This is a genomic window from Burkholderia sp. AU30198, from assembly GCF_020419825.1.
In the GTDB taxonomy this organism is placed as follows: domain Bacteria; phylum Pseudomonadota; class Gammaproteobacteria; order Burkholderiales; family Burkholderiaceae; genus Burkholderia.
Genome location: NZ_JAIZSA010000001.1, coordinates 800,641 through 818,035, shown reverse-complemented (window position 1 = coordinate 818,035; position 17,395 = coordinate 800,641). Strand labels below are relative to the sequence as shown.

General features: G+C 66.5%; 7 protein-coding genes. 5 read left to right on the top strand and 2 right to left on the bottom strand.

Going from position 1 to position 17,395, the window contains the following annotated elements:
• Positions 1 to 27 precede the first annotated feature (27 nt).
• The 5 genes from LGN19_RS03500 (at position 28) to LGN19_RS03480 (ending at position 11,525) form a co-directional block, all read left to right on the top strand.
• Positions 28 to 1,152, top strand: a complete 1,125-nt coding sequence (locus tag LGN19_RS03500; protein WP_226213246.1) for a vWA domain-containing protein — start codon at positions 28 to 30, stop codon at positions 1,150 to 1,152.
• Positions 1,149 to 3,404: an SWIM zinc finger family protein gene (locus LGN19_RS03495; RefSeq protein ID WP_226213245.1), complete on the top strand. Its 2,256-nt coding sequence runs from the start codon at positions 1,149 to 1,151 to the stop codon at positions 3,402 to 3,404. Before LGN19_RS03500 ends, LGN19_RS03495 begins: the two co-directional genes overlap by 4 nt.
• A 168-nt stretch (positions 3,405 to 3,572) precedes the next feature.
• Complete coding sequence (locus LGN19_RS03490) at positions 3,573 to 7,835, top strand: WGR and DUF4132 domain-containing protein (RefSeq protein ID WP_226213244.1); 4,263 nt, start codon at positions 3,573 to 3,575, stop codon at positions 7,833 to 7,835.
• Positions 7,836 to 7,924: 89 nt separating this feature from the next.
• Complete coding sequence (locus LGN19_RS03485) at positions 7,925 to 8,974, top strand: hypothetical protein (RefSeq protein ID WP_226213243.1); 1,050 nt, start codon at positions 7,925 to 7,927, stop codon at positions 8,972 to 8,974.
• Positions 8,975 to 9,482: 508 nt separating this feature from the next.
• Complete coding sequence (locus LGN19_RS03480; protein ID WP_226213242.1) at positions 9,483 to 11,525, top strand: sensor histidine kinase; 2,043 nt, start codon at positions 9,483 to 9,485, stop codon at positions 11,523 to 11,525.
• Here the strand turns inward: LGN19_RS03480 and LGN19_RS03475 are convergent.
• Both LGN19_RS03475 and LGN19_RS03470 read right to left on the bottom strand, forming a co-directional pair.
• A complete protein-coding gene (locus tag LGN19_RS03475; RefSeq protein WP_226213241.1) occupies positions 11,492 to 12,151 on the bottom strand; it encodes a response regulator transcription factor in 660 nt (219 codons plus the stop codon). The two genes, LGN19_RS03480 and LGN19_RS03475, sit on opposite strands and share 34 nt — an antisense overlap.
• Positions 12,152 to 12,613: 462 nt before the next feature.
• Positions 12,614 to 17,386: an RHS repeat-associated core domain-containing protein gene (locus tag LGN19_RS03470; protein ID WP_226213240.1), complete on the bottom strand. Its 4,773-nt coding sequence runs from the start codon at positions 17,384 to 17,386 to the stop codon at positions 12,614 to 12,616.
• Positions 17,387 to 17,395 lie beyond the last annotated feature (9 nt).

Here is a 17,395-nt window from a genome sequence, read left to right as displayed (position 1 = left end):
CGCGGCGTGGTTTCCACGAGTCTTGCCATGCCGCTGAACCTTCCCGGTCCGCTCGAACGCTGGCGCCTGCTGCTCGGCGAACCGGCCGAAGCCGCGTGCGGCACGCCGGGTGCCGACGCGCAGGCCGCCGACGCGGCACTCGAATGGCTGTACGGTCGCGACGGCGACCGCGCGCAGCGTGGCGAACGCGGTGCCGGCCTCGGGCCGTCCGCGCTGAGCACGCCGGACTGGATCAACACGATCCACACGCTGTTTCCGAAAGAGGTGATCGACCGGCTCGAACGCGATGCGGTCGAGCGCTTCGGCATCGACGAAGTCGTCACGAACCTCGACGTGCTGGAGCGGATCGAGCCGTCCGAATCGCTGCTGCGCGCCGTGCTGCACACGAAGCACCTGATGAATCCCGAGGTACTGGCGGCCGCGCGGTGGCTGGTTGCCGAAGTGGTCCGGCGCATCATGGAGCGGCTGGCGACCGAGGTGCGGCAGGCCTTCAGCGGCACGCGCGACCGGCGCCGGCGCTCGCGGATGAAGATCGCGCGCAATTTCGACTACACGCGCACGCTGGCCGCGAACCTGCGCCACTGGAATCCCGAGCGGCGCAAGCTGTATCTCGACACGCCGGTTTTCAACAGCCGCACGCGTCGCCAGGTCGAGCCGTGGGACATCGTGCTGCTCGTCGACCAGAGCGGCTCGATGGTCAACTCGGTGATCCACAGTGCGGTGATGGCCGCGTGTCTGTGGCAATTGCCGGGCATGCGCACGCGGCTCGTGGCCTTCGATACGTCGGTAGTCGACCTGACCGCCGACGTGTCCGACCCGGTCGAGCTGCTGATGAAGGTACAGCTCGGCGGTGGCACGGACATCGCGAAGGCCGTCGCGTACGCGCAATCCTGCGTCGCGAATCCCGCGCGCACGGTCGTCGTGCTCGTCAGCGATTTCTACGAAGGCGGCAGCGGCTACGAACTCGTGCGCCGCGTGAAGGCGCTGGCCGAGAGCGGCGCGCGCGTGCTCGGGCTGGCCGCGCTCGATTCGGCGGCCGAGCCCGCGTACGACCGCGAGATGGCGGCGCGGCTCGTGAACGCCGGCGCGCAAGTCGGCGCGATGACACCCGGGCAACTCGCCGCTTGGCTCGCCGAGAAGGTGCAGGGATGAGCGTGCCGATGCGTGACGACCTGCTCGAACTGACGCCGGAGGCGCTGACCGCGCTCGCCAACGCGGGGTTCGTCAAGCGTGCACAGAAGGATGTCGCGGCCGGCGCGGTGCCCGCGCTGGCCGTCGACGGAGACGGTACGGTGCACGCGTCGTTCGACGACGGCGTGCGGACCAGCCTGCCGCCGGGGCGGACCTTGCGCGATGCGGCGTGCAGTTGCACCGCGAGCGGCATGTGCCGGCATCGCGTGATGCTGGTGCTGGCCTATCAGGCGGGCATGCCGGCGAACAACGTGCCCGATGCGGCTGACGCGCCCGATGCGGGTGCGTCGGGCGATGGGCGGGCAGGCGGAGACGGCAAGGCGGGGCAGGCCGATACGCGCGACGAATCGATCCGCGATCCGAGTGACGCAACGAACGGCGAAACGAACGACGGCCCGGGCGATGCCCCAGCGGACCACGGCACGAACGGCACGTCGGCCGCGGATCGTGCATGGAGTCCGGCCGATTTCGACGATGCCGCGCTGGCGGCGAGTTTCGCGCCGTCGGTGCTCGAACAGGCCGTGCGCCTGGCGGTCGCGCGGCCCGTCGTGGCCGTGCAGCCGTGGTCCGGCGTGCATTCGTCGCGGATTGCACGACTGCCGATGTGCACCGTGCGGTTCTTCTCGCGGCGCTCGCTCGCGCATGCGCGCTGCGACTGCCGGCAGGGTAGCGGCTGCGCGCACGTCGTGGTGGCCGTCTGGGCGTTTCGCCAGGCCGCTGCACCGGCCGACGGCGCAGCGGAGACGATCGTCGAGGTGCGCCCGCCGGCCGGCAATGAAGACGAGAGCGGCGACGACCGTTCACCGCTGCGCGACGACGCGGCGCGCGCGTTGATCGCCGACCTCGACGGGCTGGTGCACGCACTGTGGCTGGACGGTTCGAGCCAGCCGCCGATCGCACTGGCCGCACGCGTGGAATCGCTGCGCGGCCGCCTGCGCGAGCGCGGCTGGCAGTGGGTCGACGACGCGCTCGACGAAGCCTGGCAGCTCGTGCTCGCGCAGCATGCGCGCAGCAGCCGTTTCGAGCCGCTGCGGCTCGTGCGCGTGCTGGCCGAACTGTGGGCGCGCCTGCGCGCGGCGCTGTGCGCCGCGACGCAGCCCGACGGTGCCGCGGTACCGGCCCGCCAGATGCTCGGCATCGGCGTGAAGGGCGAGGTCGAACTCGATCATCTACGACTGGTGTCGCTCGGCGTCGAGCTGTGGGCCGACGAAGCGGAAGAGGGGGCGAGCGTGCTGTTCGCCGATCCCGACACGCAGACCGTGATGGTGCTGACGCGAAACTGGCCGAGTGCCGCCGACGTCGCGGCCGGCGGCCGGGCGCCGGATCTCGCCGGCCGCCGTGTCGCGGGGTTTCCGCTGCGGCAGATCGCGGCCGGGCAGGTCGTCACGAAAACCGCGAAGCGGCGCGCGAACGGCGCGGTCGACATCGCGGCCGGCGTACGGCAGACGGGCGTGCTGCCGCTGTCACCGAAATCCTGGGACGATCTTGCCGCACCGATCCGCCAGCCGGGCATCGCGGCGCTCGTCGCGCACCTGCGTGACGCGCTGCCCGATTTCGTGCGGCCGAGACAGGCGGCGAACGGCGCGGCGGCCGGGTCGCTGCACGTCGTCGCATTCGAGCCGATGGTCGTGCGGTCGGTTCACTGGGATGCGGCCGCGCAGATGCTTCACGCACGGCTTGCGCACGGCGAAGCCGGGACGGCCGGCGTGGACGGCGACGACGTGCTGCACCTCGCGCTGCCGCATCGCGCCGTGGCGCCTGGCGCCGTCGATGCACTGGCGCGCGCGCTGGCCGGTGAATGGGGTGCGTTGCGCGCGCTGGCGGGCACCGTGCGCCTGCATGCGGGCACGGCCGTGATGCGGCCGCTCGCTGTGCTGACCGCGCAGCGCGCCGTCGTGCTGCAGACCGAAGCAACGGCGCCGCAAGCGCTGCCGCTGGCGGGCGGGCGCGCGTCGTTGCCCGCGCTGGTCGCGCTCGCGGAGGACACGCTGGCGCTGCTGGCGGAGTGGCTGCGCCAGGGGATGCGCCATCAGGGCGGCGGCGCGGTCGAGCGGGCGCGGGCGCAGGCCACGCGGCTGGAGCGGGCCGGCCTCGCTCACGCGGGCCAGCTGCTGCGCTTGCTGGCCGACGGCCTGCGTGCCGCGCAACCAGCGTCGATATTGGCGGAACTGGGTTCGCTGACGTTGCTGCTGCTGGGCATCGTCGAGCAATGACGGCATGACCGTCGACCGGGCGAGCAGGTAGCGCCCGACATCGCGAATCGTCGTGCAGGGTGCACGGATCGCGGGATGAATGAACGAGAGGGCGTCGTGGCTGCCTGACAGCCGCGACATGCAGGCGCGGCATCGTGCCGCGTCGTCGATCCGAGTGAGAGGGAACGGATGCGTCGTTTTGAACTGATCGAAGGCAATTCCAGCAAGTTCTGGGAAGTGGAGCAGGACGGCTCCGGGCTCAATATCCGCTGGGGCCGCATCGGCACCGCGGGCCAGAGCCAGACGAAGTCGTTCGCGGACGACGCGAAGGCACGCGCCGCGCTCGACAAGCTCGTCAAGGAGAAGACCGGCAAGGGCTATGCGGAAGTCGCGGTGGCGGCCGGCGCGAGCATCGGCGCGACCGCCGCGAAGCCGCCGGCCACCGCGGCGTCGGCAACTTCGGCCGCCGCGCCGCAGGCGTCGACGGATGCCGATGCCGCGGCGAGCGGGCAACCCGCTGCGGTGACGGCCGCGAACGGTGCGCCGCCCGCGCCGTCGGTCCAGCCGGCCGCATCGACGCCGACTCCCACGGCCGCTGCCACCACCGCCTCCGCGCCCGTGCCGCCGGTTGTGGCCGAAGGCTTCGACGCGCAGTGCGAACGTGCCTGCGAGACCGTACGCGCGCAGATCGCGAACGGTGACCTGGAGCCCGGCGAGACGCTGACGGTCGCCGTGATCAAGCGCCGCTACGACGTCAGCGACCAGGGCGCCGCGATGGCGTTCGACCTGCTCAAGTCGCGCCGCCTGCTGTATGGCTGGGGAACGTCGGCCACCGTGCACGACCACGCGCAGGCGACTGCCGTGGCGCTTGGCGAGGCGGTGGCGACCGAGGCCGCAGCACCGGTGCCCGCAGCGCCCGCGGTTGCCGACACCGGCGCACCGCCGTGGCTTGCACACGGCGACCCCGTGCGCCTGTCGCCGCAGATGCAGCGCGAAGCGTATGCGTCGCGCCGTTTTCCCGTCGAGGTGACCGCGCTCGACGTGCGCGCCGCGTGGCTGAAGATCGAAGACAAGGACGGTTACTCGGTCGACATGAGCGCGACCGATGCGGCGCTGCGCCCGGCCGTCCAGCGAATGCTCGACCGGCTGGCCGCGCGCACGCCGATTGCCGGGCCGGTGGCGGATGCCGAAGCCGACGCCGCGCTGTTCGCGCTCGCGTTGACCCTGGGCGACCATCACGGCGAAATCACGATCGGCCGGCCGGTGGTTGGCTACCTGGTCGCGCAGTACGGCCTGACGGGTGCGATCGACGTGCTGCTCGACGCGCTGAATATCCAGGTGCACTCCGACTACGACCGTCAGGCGCAGCGCCACGTCCATCGTTTCTCGACGAATGTCGACGGCCCGGTGCGCGGTAGCTGGCGCGGGCCGATCGCCGGCGGCGAGGCGGCACTGCGCGAGCATCTCGCCGCCGCGAGCGAGGCGGACTGGCAGGCCTGCGTCGACAGGATCGAGGCCGCGTTGCCGGCACTGCACCCGACCCGCCAGCCGATACCCGCACTGCTGCTACCCGATGCGCCGCACCTGTCCAATGCGCTGGCACGCCGGCTGGGCGCCGAGCGCGACGTGCCCGAGATGCTGCACTGGGTGCTGCTGACCGCGACGGATCCCGATGCGATCGCGGTCGCCGCGAAAATCCGGCCGGACAGCTATGGCTATTCGTTCTGGGGGATGTCGCGGATGGTCGCAACCGTGCTGCGTGAGCGCGGCGCGGCGGCGTTCGATGCGCTGGAACGCGGTGCCGCCAACGATGCGGCGGGCGACGCGCTCGCCGCGATCGGCACGCCCGACGCGGTCGGTGCGCTGGCGAAGGTCGCCAGCGGTTCGAAGGGCGCGCTCGCGCGCCTGTCGCTGGCGCTCGATCGGTGGCCGCTGGCGGGCATGGTCGCGCTGTCGCGGCTCGTGGCCGCGGGCGGCAAGGATGCCGGGCTGCTGACGCCGAGCCTGACGCGCCTGCTGCGCGCGCAGGCAGCGCAGGTCGACGGGCTGCGGCCGTGGCTCGACGCACCGGCACAGGCCGTGATCGACAAGCTGCTCGCGCTGCTGGCCGGCCCGGCCGACGTCGCGTCGGCCGACGAGTTGCCGGGCGTGCTGGCGGCGCCGCCGTGGCTTGCCGCGCGGCAGAAGAAGGCCGCTGCGCTGACGCTGGAGCCGCTCGAACTGGCTGCGATCGAATGCTGGGACGAAGCGAAGCGCAACCAGGCGAAAACGCCTGGCCAGTGGGAGGCGAAGCGACTCGCCGACGCGGCGAAGAACACGTTGACACTGGTTGCCGGCCTCGGCTTCGACGCGAGCAAGAAATACTACGGGCCGCTCGGCGAGGCCGCGGCGAAGGCGATCCGGCAAGGCGATGCACCGGCGTTCGTCGCCGCGTGGCGCGCGATGATCGACGAGCGCAAGCGCGAGCGGTACTTCTGGTACACGCTGCGCGCCGAGTACCTGACGCTGTTGCCGGCCTCGGTGGCGGTCGATATCTGGAATGCGATTGCGGGCGATTACAGCACGGCGAGCGTCAACATGGTGATGGCAACCTTCGGCTTGCCCGCGTTGCCCGGCCTCATCGCAGCCGTGCGCAGCAAGCCGACGGAGAATTTCGGTGGCGCGCTGAACTACGGCGCCGTCGAATGCGCATTGATCGCGGCCCGTGCGTTTGCGAAGCTGAAGACGTTGCGCGACGACGGCCGGGCGTGGCTGCTGAAGTTTCCCGAGCACGCGGCCAGCGGCCTGATCGCACCGTCGCTCGGCAAGCCGGGCGAAGCGCGCGACTGCGCCGGTGCCGCGCTGCGTTTGCTGCAGGCGAACGGCCACGAGGCGCTGCTGATGGACGTCGCCGCGCGCTATCCCGACGACGCGGTGCAGCAGGCGGTGCGCGCGGTGCTCGACGAGAGCCCGCTCGACCGTTTCCCGACCAAGCGCAGCAAGCTGCCCGAATTCTGGCAGCCGCGCGGCTGGCGCCGTCCGGTGCTGAAGAACGGCAAGGCGCTGCCGGACGACGCGCTCGACCATCTCGGCCAGATGCTGATGTTCCCGACCAATGAAGAGATCTACGGCGGCATCGACGTCGTGAAGGACGCGTGCACGGCGGAGTCGCTGGCCGACTTCGCGTGGGACTGCTTCAACGCCTGGCTCGATGCCGGCGCACCGGGCAAGGAAGGCTGGGCGCTGACCGCGCTGGGCCTGTTCGGCAACGACGACACCGCACGCAAGCTGACGCCGCTGATCCGCACGTGGCCCGGCGAATCGGCGCACGCACGCGCGGCGACCGGCCTCGACGTGCTGGCCTCGATCGGCAGCGACGTCGCGCTGATGCTGCTCAACGGCATCGCGCAGAAGGTCAAGTTCCGCGCGCTGCAGGACCGTGCGCGCGAGAAGATCGATGCGATCGCGGAAGCGCGCGGGCTGTCGTCCGAGGAACTGGAAGATCGTCTTGCGCCGGATCTCGGGCTCGATGCGCAGGGCACGATGCTGCTCGACTTCGGTCCGCGCGCGTTCCGGGTCGGCTTCGACGAGACGCTGAAACCGTATGTCCGCGAGACGGGGGCCGACGGCGTGCCCGGCGCGCGGCTGGCGGACCTGCCGAAACCGAAGAGGACCGACGATCCGGCGAAGGGCAAGGACGCGGTCGAGCGCTTCAAGCTGCTGAAGAAGGATGCGCGCACCATCGCGAGCCAGCAGCTTGCGCGGCTCGAGGTGGCGATGTGCGGGCGGCGCCGCTGGACGCCCGAGGTGTTTCGCGCGTTTCTCGCCGAGCATCCGCTGGTGCGCCACCTCGTGCAGCGCCTCGTATGGGGAGTGTACGAAGTCGACGACGGCGGCAACTTCGGCGGCACGCTGAAGGCTTGCTTCCGCGTGGCGGAAGACGGCACCGCGGCGACGGCCGACGACGACGCGTTCACGTTGCCGGAAGGTGCAACGATCCGCATCGGTGTGCCGCATGCGCTGGAAATCGCGCCGGCCGATGCCGCCGCGTTCGGGCAGGTGTTCGCCGACTACGAACTGCTGCAGCCGTTCGCCCAGCTCGGCCGCGACGTGTACCGGCTGACCGACGATGAGCGCAACGGGCGATTGCTCGAACGCTGGAAGGGCGTCAAGGTGCCGACCGGCCGCGTGCTCGGGCTCGTCAACAAGGGCTGGCGCCGTGGCCAGGTGGAGGATGCCGGCTGCATCTGGTATTTCACGAAACCGCTCGGCGCGGGCAAGGTGATCGAGCTGTCGCTCGACCCGGGGATCATCGTCGGGGCCGTCGACATGCATCCGGATCAGGAACTCGGTGCGTTGCAGGCAGGTGCGCCGTCGAACTGGGGCAGCATTCGCGAGCCCGATGCGCTGTCGACGCTCGACGAGATCTCGGCAAGCGAGTTGATCCGCGATCTGGAAGGGATGCGGGAGTAACGCGCGCTTGCCACCGAAGCGGGCGAGCGCTGCTCCGTCCGCTTCGGTCATTCCAACGTCGATCGTCCTTTCTTGCTACAACACCAACCATGACGCCGCTGACCCGCGAATTCCTTGCCGTCCTGCACCGGCCCGTACTCGACGAAGCCGATCTTTTCACGATGGACGACTTCTTCGAGCTGACCGAAGTCGACGAATTACGCGAGCAGGCGCAGGATCCTGCCCGCGCCGACGCCATCCTGCACGCGTGTGCGGCCGAATTGCCGACGCTGCATCCGAATCGTGCGGCGTTGCTGGCGCTGCTCGGTGGCGCGATCGTCGAGCGCGGGGCCGATCCGCGCATCCTGTTTCCTGCCGCGCACGCGAGGCTTGGGGCGTGGCTGCCCGAACTCGCGCCATTTTGCGCAAGGGCCGTCGAGGAGGGCGACGATGAAGCCACCGACGACGAACGGCGCGACTGGCAGGCGGCCCGGCAGCAGCTCGATGCACTTGACGCCCGGCAGAGCTGGGAAGTCGATGCGTTACGGGACGCGGTCGATACGCTCGTCTTGCCGCTGATGGCCATGCTGATGCGCGATCGTGACAATCACCGCGACCTGATTGCTGACGCCGCGCTGCAAGCGTTGCTGGACAAAGTGGCCGACAACGACGGTTTGCCGTTCGACCAGTTGCACTTTCTATGCTGCGCGTCGGCGTTGAGCTACGAACCGGAGTGCGTCGTCGTGCTGCCGGCTTCAGGCACCGGCTTCATCGCCAGCGCGCATGCGGTCAACAACACGTTCCACGCGTTCACGCTGCTCCAACGCCTGATCGGCGAACACGCGCAGACGCTGCGCGTCGGCAAGGCGATTGCGCCGAGGAACGGCGACGAAGAGCTGGACACCTCGGAGTTTCACTGGCTGCAGGCCCATGCGTATGAGAACGGCGTGCTGGTCCACAACCTGGCACTCGCGTGGGGCGAAGCGCCGTTGCGTAGCCACCGCAAGCACGGCAAATGCGTGCTGATCGCACTGGAGACGGAAAAGGGTATCCAGCGGAGCTGGGATGGCTTCGGTGGCGTGTTCCATCCGGCGCAGAACCCGTCGGTGACGCTGGTGCGTTTCCTGACGGCGGATGAAGTGGCTTCCTATCTGGCTTGATGCGCGGGCTTCATCCGAATGCGCACGATCGAGACGTCGGGCAGCGCGGCGTTTCCGGTCCCGCCCGGCCCCATTGGGCCAGACGAGACTGGAGAACGACGGATCACTGCCCGCCATCTTCGCGCGCAACGCCACACAAGCCCGCAAACCCTGCCGACCTGCGTGGACGGCGACGGCATTGCTGTCCAACGAGCGCCTCGTGCCTGATTTTTTGTCAATGCTCGTCGGAATACCGCCGCCAGCCCGGCCGTCTAGTTGTTGTCGGCGTCGATGCGCCGTCGTCGTGCGGGGCGTAGGCAAGGGTGGCGCCGCTGGTCAAGGGCTTCGGGCCTCCACTGCCGGCGAACCGCGCCCGTGCCTCCTTGATTGGCGTGCATCTTAAATGAGCGTGCGCGGCGAAAGCTGACAAATTCTGACATTCGGAGCGCAGGCGGCATCGGGACGCCTGAGGGCGTCGCGTGTTCGGTTATAGTGTCGCCCGATCGCAGACACCAGCACGAATCGCGTGATGTTCCGGCTCATCTTCCTCATCCTGATTACCTGGGCCTCGGGGGCCTTCGCGTCAACGCCGATTCCGCTGCCCGATGGCGGGCAAGTCAACATCCGGAAGGGCTGGGATCTGTTGCGCGATCCGGGCGACACGCTCACTGTCGAGCACATGTCGCAGCCCGAGACTGCGCGCGCGTTCGTCGGCCAGACGTCGGAGCCGGCGCTCGGCTATGTCGACGGCGCGGTGTGGCTGCGCGTGACCTTGACGCGCCCGGCGAGCGCACCGCCGATGTGGCTCCTGGAACTACGGTCGTCGCTGCTGAACGACGTCACGCTGTACGTGCCGCAGCCGGGTGGCGGGTACCAGCGCCACGTCGCTGGCGATCGCATGCCGGTGCAGCAACGCGACATCGCCTACCGCAACCCCGTGTTTCGCCTGGACCTTCCGGCGGGTCAACCGGTCACGCTCTATCTGCGCATCCGCAGCACCAGCACCATGAGTTTCTCTATGGCGCTATGGTCGCCCGACGCGTTCATCTCCGCAACGAGCAAGGAATCGTTGCTGTTCGGCCTGCTGGATGCCGCGCATCTCGTGCTGCTCGTCTCGAGTCTGTGGCTCTTCCGGGTGACGCGCGATGCCTCTTTCGGGCTCTTCGGGCTGAGCGTCATCGTGAACCTGCTCACCGCACTCGGCGCCGAAGGCTACCTCTATCAGTACCTGCTGCCGGACTTTCCGGCTGCGAGCAATGCGGTCTACATGATCAGCTGGCTGCTCGGCACGCCCGCCGGCACGCTGTTTACCGCGCACTACCTCGGCCTGTTCAACGGACGCTGGCGGCGCGCGACGATCGCTTTTTCCGCACTGACGATCGCCGTGGCGCTGGCTGCCGCGCCGCTGATGCTGGTCGTCAATGTCTGGTGGGTGAGGCCGTTTTACCTGTTCTGGCAGATCGTGGCCATCCTCGTCACGATGGCCGTTTCGCTCTGGCTCACCGCCCGCGGACACCGGCATGCACGCGTGGTCGTGCTCGTGCTGCTGCTGTTGCTCGGCGGCAGCGCTTTGCGTGTCGCGCGCAACGTCGGGTGGATCCCGCCGGGGCTGCTCGCCGACAACGCCGGATATCTGGGTATGCTCGCGTTCATGCTGATCATGAATTCGGCGATCAGCTGGCGCTACAACGCGATGCGCAATGCGATGGAGGCGGCGCAGGCTGACGCGTTGCGCGTCGCGCGCCAGGCCGAGCGCGATCTGGAAGCAAAGGTCGCGCTGCGCACCCAGGCGCTTCGCGAGGCGATGGAGCAAGTGGAAGCGTCGCTGGCGATGGAAAAGCGCGCACAGGACGAGCAGCGCCAGCTTCTGGCGACCGTCTCGCACGAACTGCGGACGCCGTTGGCAGTCATCGACGCCACCGCTCAAAATCTTGACCTCGACGACTCTCGTGCCGATCCGCTGACCTCGTCTCGCTACCAGAAGATCCTGCGCGCGACGCAGCGCCTGACGGTGCTGATCAATGACTCGCTGCACGAGGACGGGTTCGAGCTGCAGCGACGCGGCACCCGTATCGGCAACACCCGGCTGGCGGCGCTGCTAGACGATGCGGCTGCCGCTGCCGGGGCGCTGTCCGACGGCCACCGCCTCGAAATCGACGCGGAAGACCTGCCGGACGCCTTCGCGTGTGACGTCAGCCTCACGCGTCTCGTGCTGCGCACGCTCGCCGACAACGCCGTCAAATACACGCCGGGCGGCACGCGGATCGTGTTGCGCGGCCGGCGTGCACGGGAGGGCGTGGAGCTGGAAGTGGCGGACGACGGCCCCGGCATTCCGCCGGCGGACCTGCCGCACGTGTTCGATCGTTTCTATCGCGGCCGTAACGTCGGCCGCAAGCCGGGCACCGGCCTTGGCCTTCCGCAGGCGCGCAGCATGGTCGAAATGCAGGGCGGTACATTGAGCCTGGTCAGTGTGGCGGGGCACGGCTGCCGGGCTACGGTCTTTTTGCCCGCGAACGCGGACAGGGCGGCTTTCGCCGCTCAGGCGAGCAGGAGCGGCGCGGCGAACGTGTAGCCGGTGCGATGGACGGTCTTCAGCGGTAGTTCCGAACCCGTCTCGCTTCGCCAACGCTGCCGCAGACGGCTGACCATCGTTTCCAGCCTGCGCTCGTCGTAGTCGACCCAGTCGAAGCCGAAATCCTCCGCGATCTGCCGCCGGCTCACTGCCTTGGACGGATGCCGTGCCAGCAAGGCGAGCAGGGCGATCTCGCTTGCCGACAGATCGAGCCGGCCGCCGACCGGCGCGGACAGCACGCGCGCCTGACAATCAAGCCGCCAGTCGCTTGCCACCCGGCGGCCGAGTGCCTGAAGAATGGCGTCGAGTTCGAGCAGTTTCACCGGCTTGACAAGATAGTGATCGGCTCCGCCAATCAGGCCGTCGATCTTGTCCTGCGTATCCCCGCGCGCGGTCAGCATGACGATGCCGCAATCGCGATGCCGAGCCCTGAGCCACGCGGCCGCATCGAAACCGTTTCCATCCGGCAGCATCACGTCGATGATCGCAAATGCGAGATCCGACGCCCGTTCCTGGAACGCCGCGACCGTGCCGGCCTGATCGACCGTCCAGCCGCGCTTTTCCAGAAACGCGGCGATTTCCTCGCGCAACTCGACCTCGTCGTCGAGCAACAGCACCTTAGCCATACCGCTACCTCGGACCCGCGCTGTGGATTGGCGGGGTCTTTCCTTATGCCTGCCCCGATCGGTGGCAGTGCCGCGCTGGATAGCGCGACGCAGCCGTCATCGGCCCGATATTGGCTTGCGTTTCACAAGCGGCGGGAATTTTAGCGGACGAAGGCCGTGGTGAATGTGTCTGACGGAGAAAATCGACGGTCGGACAGGGGCTCGCGCGGGTGGCCGTGGGGCCTCGGGCCAGACGGCGGCTGCCGGTCAGCTTACGATGGGTCGAAAAGCGGACATCTGAACTTAGCCAGAAGCGGACATTTGAACTTAGCTACTACAAACGAAAATGTCGATAATTCACGTTATGTAAAATCATGTAAATGACTTGAACGAGCTTGATCCACTGTTGCATCTTGTCTTGCCGTCGAGAGATGGCTCGCTTGTGCACTACCTTCGGGGCATGTCCAGTTTGCGGCTCATCGCTCACCAGGATCGTTTCGGCTGAGGCAGGAAAACGCCTTCCGCCGCGTGCTTTCGCAGCACCTTGGACCAGTCGGCTGCCTCTCTGCTGCCCGTCATGATGTAGTAATAGACCTGTTCGATTCCTTGGCTGCCGTGAATGAGTGTTTGGCACGGCGTGTCGTTCATGTGCATGGTTGTGTTCGCTTGGCCAAAGTATCGCCGTTGGTCGCACGGTTCGCGTTCGCTCCACAGGCACTTGATGCGGTCGGGATACGCACGCAGAAGCTTGGCTTCCGGATGGCCTTCCGTCTGATTGCCGACCACCGGATCCGTTATCGTTCCGTCGTCCAGCAGCGCGATACCAATATTCTCCTTGCCGCTCTCAACAAGATCTGGGCGCTGCTGCAGCAATTGAGCGATCTTCGCTCGCACCTGTGCCTCGATCGCGGGGTCGGGATGGCCGAAATATCGAAACCGTGTGATTCGAGCACGCGAAAGGCCCAGCGGATCGGTCCAGGCGATCGGATTCCTCGCGTATCGATACAGATTGTCACCGCCGTCGAGCCGTATCGGATCGATCGATATGTATTGAGCTGCGCTCGGATCGTAGTACCGATACCGGTTGTAGTAGAGACTTGTTTCGCGGTCCTCATACTGCCCGAGAAAGCGCAACGGCTGATCGACGTCGGGCGTCGACGTGGTGCGATCAATCGCACCCCATGGCGAGTACGACACGCTCCACGAGATCCCACTCTCGATATTGTCCCCGCGAATCGGCATCCCGTTCAGATCTGTGGACAACCAGTCGATCCGAGGCGCAGGTTGCGGTAAAAGCGCAGGGACGTCGCTCACGTCGGCCGACACTGCGCGCGCCAACTCCGTGCCAGCCGGCGGCACGGTTTCGCGCAGCCAGGCGAGCGGCCGCGGCGTATCGGGATAGCACACCCATTCTTGATACTCGCCCGGCGTGACCGGCACGGCACGTCGGCTGTCGTTTGCATCAGTTACGAGATCGGATAGTGCGAAATCGGAATTCGCCCGCGACATCAACAACTCAAACTGTCTGTCACTTTGCGTGAGGGTCGCGATCAGAACGTCACCGTCCCAGAAGAACCGCGTTATGCATGAAGGCGCACCCTCACCCTCACATGGCTTGCCAGCTCCACCGGCGCCAAGCGTGAGTCGCGTGACTTTCCTTGTGCGTCGATGCAATGCATCGTATGAATACTGTGTCAGAACGAGCAATGTGCCGCCGCATTGACCGCGCTCGGTCCACTGCGGCCGCGAGACGCGCGATTCGATGAGCTGCCCGTCTCCATCCCAGCACAGTTCCATGTCGCATTCGGAATCATGCTTGCGCACGAGATTACCGACGCGATCGAATAGGTGGTAAGCGCCGCCATATTCCCCTTCACGGAACCAGGCGCCGCCCGGCAGCGTGTTGCCGAACGCGTCGCGCCTTGCGGCGCCCTCGCGAACCCGCGTCGTCATCAGATCTCCCGCCTGATCGACCGTGAACCGGAAGCACCGACCGGCCGAATTCAGATGCTCCGCCAGCGTTCCAATCGCGTCGTACTGGAAGTATTCCGCGTTTGCGCCACTGCGGTGTTTCTCGATCAATTCGCCGTTCACGTCGTAGGCATACTCACTGGCAAAGAACGGCCTTGAGTCGCGCAGCAGTGTCTGTCGCTCCAAGCTTCCTTCCGCCGTGTAGGACGCCTCGCGACGCAACGATTCGCCAAAGCGCTCGACCCGGATGCGCCCAAGCGCATCGTGCTCGAACCGGATCGGCGGCACACCGCTGGCCGACATCAACGTAACCCGCTTGAGCACATCGAATTCGTAACGCGTCGTTCTTTCGATGATCGCGCCGGCCTCCTCGAGCCGGGTCGTCCGTTTGACGCGATCACCATCGGCATCGTACTGATGCAGGATTTCGAAACCTTCGCCATATCTTTCCGCAATGATGCGGCCCGCCAGGTCATGCGTGAACTCGATCCGGCTATCAGGGTTTTCCGCCGCGACAAGGTTGCCCGCGCGGTCGTATAGAAAGGTTTCGGTGCGAATCCCGTCGGGCTGCCTCCGATCTTGCACGCGTTTTTGCACGACACGCCCGAGCGCATCTCTTTGATAGTCGATCGCACGCCCCAGTGCATCAATGGTGCGCAGCACCTCTCCACTCGCGCCGTACTCATAGCGACACGTCTGCCCCCAGTAGTCGACCTCCTCGACCACCTGTCCCAACGCGTTGCGCTTCAGTTGATATATTTCGCCACGCTCGTTGATCACACTGATCAGGCGGGCCTCGGAGTCATACCGGTATTCGACTACGCCACCTTCAGGCGTGGATCGTCTGATGATCTGCCCGAGCGCGGAATATCCTAGCTGCGTGGCCTGGCCGGCCGCATCGCAGTAGTGCGTCAAGTTATCGTTGGCGTCATATCGATAGAACGTTTCGCGCCCATCGGGCGCTATTGCCCGGGTCATGTTGCCGTTCTGATCGTATTCGTAACGGCTCGCCGACCCCGTCGTGTCAACGGTCCGTATCAGGTTGCCTCGGGCATCATGGGTGTATCTCATGCAATGTCCGAGCGCGTCGATGATCTCGGCGATATTGCCGTCATTGTCATAGGACAGGCGCGTGACTGCTCCGATCGGGTCCGTCTGTGCAACGAACTGCCCATGCTGGTCGTATTCGTAACGTATGCGAGATTGAGCGGGCGTTGACCGCTCGAGCAGATTGCCGCGCTCATCCCACACGTAGCGCGCCGTACCGCCACCCGGATAGGTCACCACCACCGGCTTGCATGCCGAGTCGTACTCGGACCGTACGACGCTGCCATCGGGCAGCGTCTGCGCCAACAGATTGCCGTAGGCGTCGTATTCCCACTGCGTTGTATACCCGGCGGGATCCGTCAGCGCGCTTGCGCGGTCGCGCGCGTCGTAGCGGTAACTCGTCACGCCACCCAACGCGTCGATACGCGCGACCGGCAAGCCGCGTGCGTTCGATTGCAGGACGCTCATATGGCCCAGCGAATCGGTAATCCGTGTCTCGTTATGTTCGAGGTCGAAGACGAAACGGTAATCCAACAGGCCGTTGTCACCCCACGCGTGGTCGACTCTCCACGCACCGTCCTCATGCTGCTGGTGGCTGTAGTAGAAAGACATCCCGTGAACACTCGTGTGGCGCACCATCCGGTGGCCATCGGAGTACACGAAATGATGAGGATGGCCCATCGCATCAAACACCTCAATCAAATTCCCGTTCCGATCGTGCTCGTAACTGACGAGGGAATGCGCGCGATTGTTCGTGTCCACCAGCGTAACGGCGGTAAGCAAACCAGCAGGCGCACCGGTCTGCCGGCCGTGTGTTACCGCGCACTCAATCATGCGGCCGGTCGTCTGCTCGCCCTTCCATTCGACGATGCGCGTCAGGCTTTGACCCTGTCCGCGGCAGAATGTCCATGCGTTGCCGTTAAGATCCGCCATTCGCATGACCGGCAGCGTCAAGGAACGCTCCGTCGCCTGCGTCCCCAGGATGCGTTGCCAATGCGCCGGCAACTCAAACTCATACTCGATCCCGCTTCGCATGCGCACAACGAGCCCGTCACCATGCAGGTACAACGCATAGCCGCTTTGCCAGTCATACGTGCGCCCGGGCCAGCCGATCATATTCGGCATCGTATCGAAAGCCGTAGCGTGATCGACGAAATGCGCCACCACGCCCACCGCGCCCTCGTACTGCAATAGTTCCAACCGGACGTCGGCCAGCGTCTGCCAGCCCACGCCCACCGCGCCGCACCGCGAAACGTGACTCGCGTAATGCCGTTTCCACACGAGCGGCAGGCGCCCCGACACCGTGAAATCGTGCTGCTGTACCACCACTTCGCCGGTGATCATGTCAACCGGATCGGCTCCCAGGACATTGCAGCGCAGAAATCCGGGCTTCAGGTGCAACTTGTCCGCAAGATTTTTAGCCCATGCGGAACCACGAAACGCCTTGAACAGCCCCACCGCAAGGGCGGCCATGTTCACGATCGGCGGCCCGCCCACAAAAACAGGCCTTCCCGCCGGAATCGGCAACATGACCGAACTCGGCATGGACGGATAGGTTCGATCCGTATGCGCGCTGTTATGCGGAGGCGGCTCCATCCCGATCGACCAGCAACTCAACGCCTCCAGCGCCATGTACGACATCGGATCGTTGTTGGCCAGCACCGTCTTGCTGCCCATGAACGATTCGCCGTCGTTCGACGGTTCAACCTCCTCAGGTGGCGGCGCAAATGACTCCCCGAGCGGGAAATGCAACCCCGGAACGTGATACGCATGCGTCCCCGCCGTGGCCCGCATCATCCCGTTCACAAAAATCGGCCTGCCGCTGCTGCCACCAGATCCGACGTTCGAGCCAAGATCGTCGCTGATGCGGTTCTTGAGCTTGTTGGCCTCTTTCGCCAGTTTCATTCCCTCGGCGACAGTGGGGTCGTCCATGAGATCGGGTAGTTTGCCGCCACCGATCAGTTCATTGACCTGCTGGCTCGCTTCATCGGCGAGGTGTTCCAGCTTCGTCACATCTTCAGGGTGATCTTCGATGTACTCGGTTACCTTCTCCTGCACGATCATCATGGCAATGCAGCCGACCACGGCCTTTGCCGCCTGGATGTACTCGCGCAGATCGAGCATGAATCCGACGTGAGGATGCGGCAGGAACACCGGCGGCGTACCCGGCGTGACCAATACCGAGTGAACGTCGACACCGACAACGGGATCCAGATGCTTGACCGCGAGCAATCCCACTCAGCCCTC

Excerpts from the sequence above, each read along its gene's own strand:
- LGN19_RS03500 (WP_226213246.1), top strand. The coding sequence starts at position 28 with ATGCCGCTGAACCTTCCCGGTCCGCTCGAACGCTGGCGCCTGCTGCTC.
- LGN19_RS03495 (WP_226213245.1), top strand. The coding sequence starts at position 1,149 with ATGAGCGTGCCGATGCGTGACGACCTGCTCGAACTGACGCCGGAGGCG.
- LGN19_RS03490 (WP_226213244.1), top strand. The coding sequence starts at position 3,573 with ATGCGTCGTTTTGAACTGATCGAAGGCAATTCCAGCAAGTTCTGGGAA.
- LGN19_RS03485 (WP_226213243.1), top strand. The coding sequence starts at position 7,925 with ATGACGCCGCTGACCCGCGAATTCCTTGCCGTCCTGCACCGGCCCGTA.
- LGN19_RS03480 (WP_226213242.1), top strand. The coding sequence starts at position 9,483 with ATGTTCCGGCTCATCTTCCTCATCCTGATTACCTGGGCCTCGGGGGCC.
- LGN19_RS03475 (WP_226213241.1), bottom strand. The coding sequence starts at position 12,151 with ATGGCTAAGGTGCTGTTGCTCGACGACGAGGTCGAGTTGCGCGAGGAA.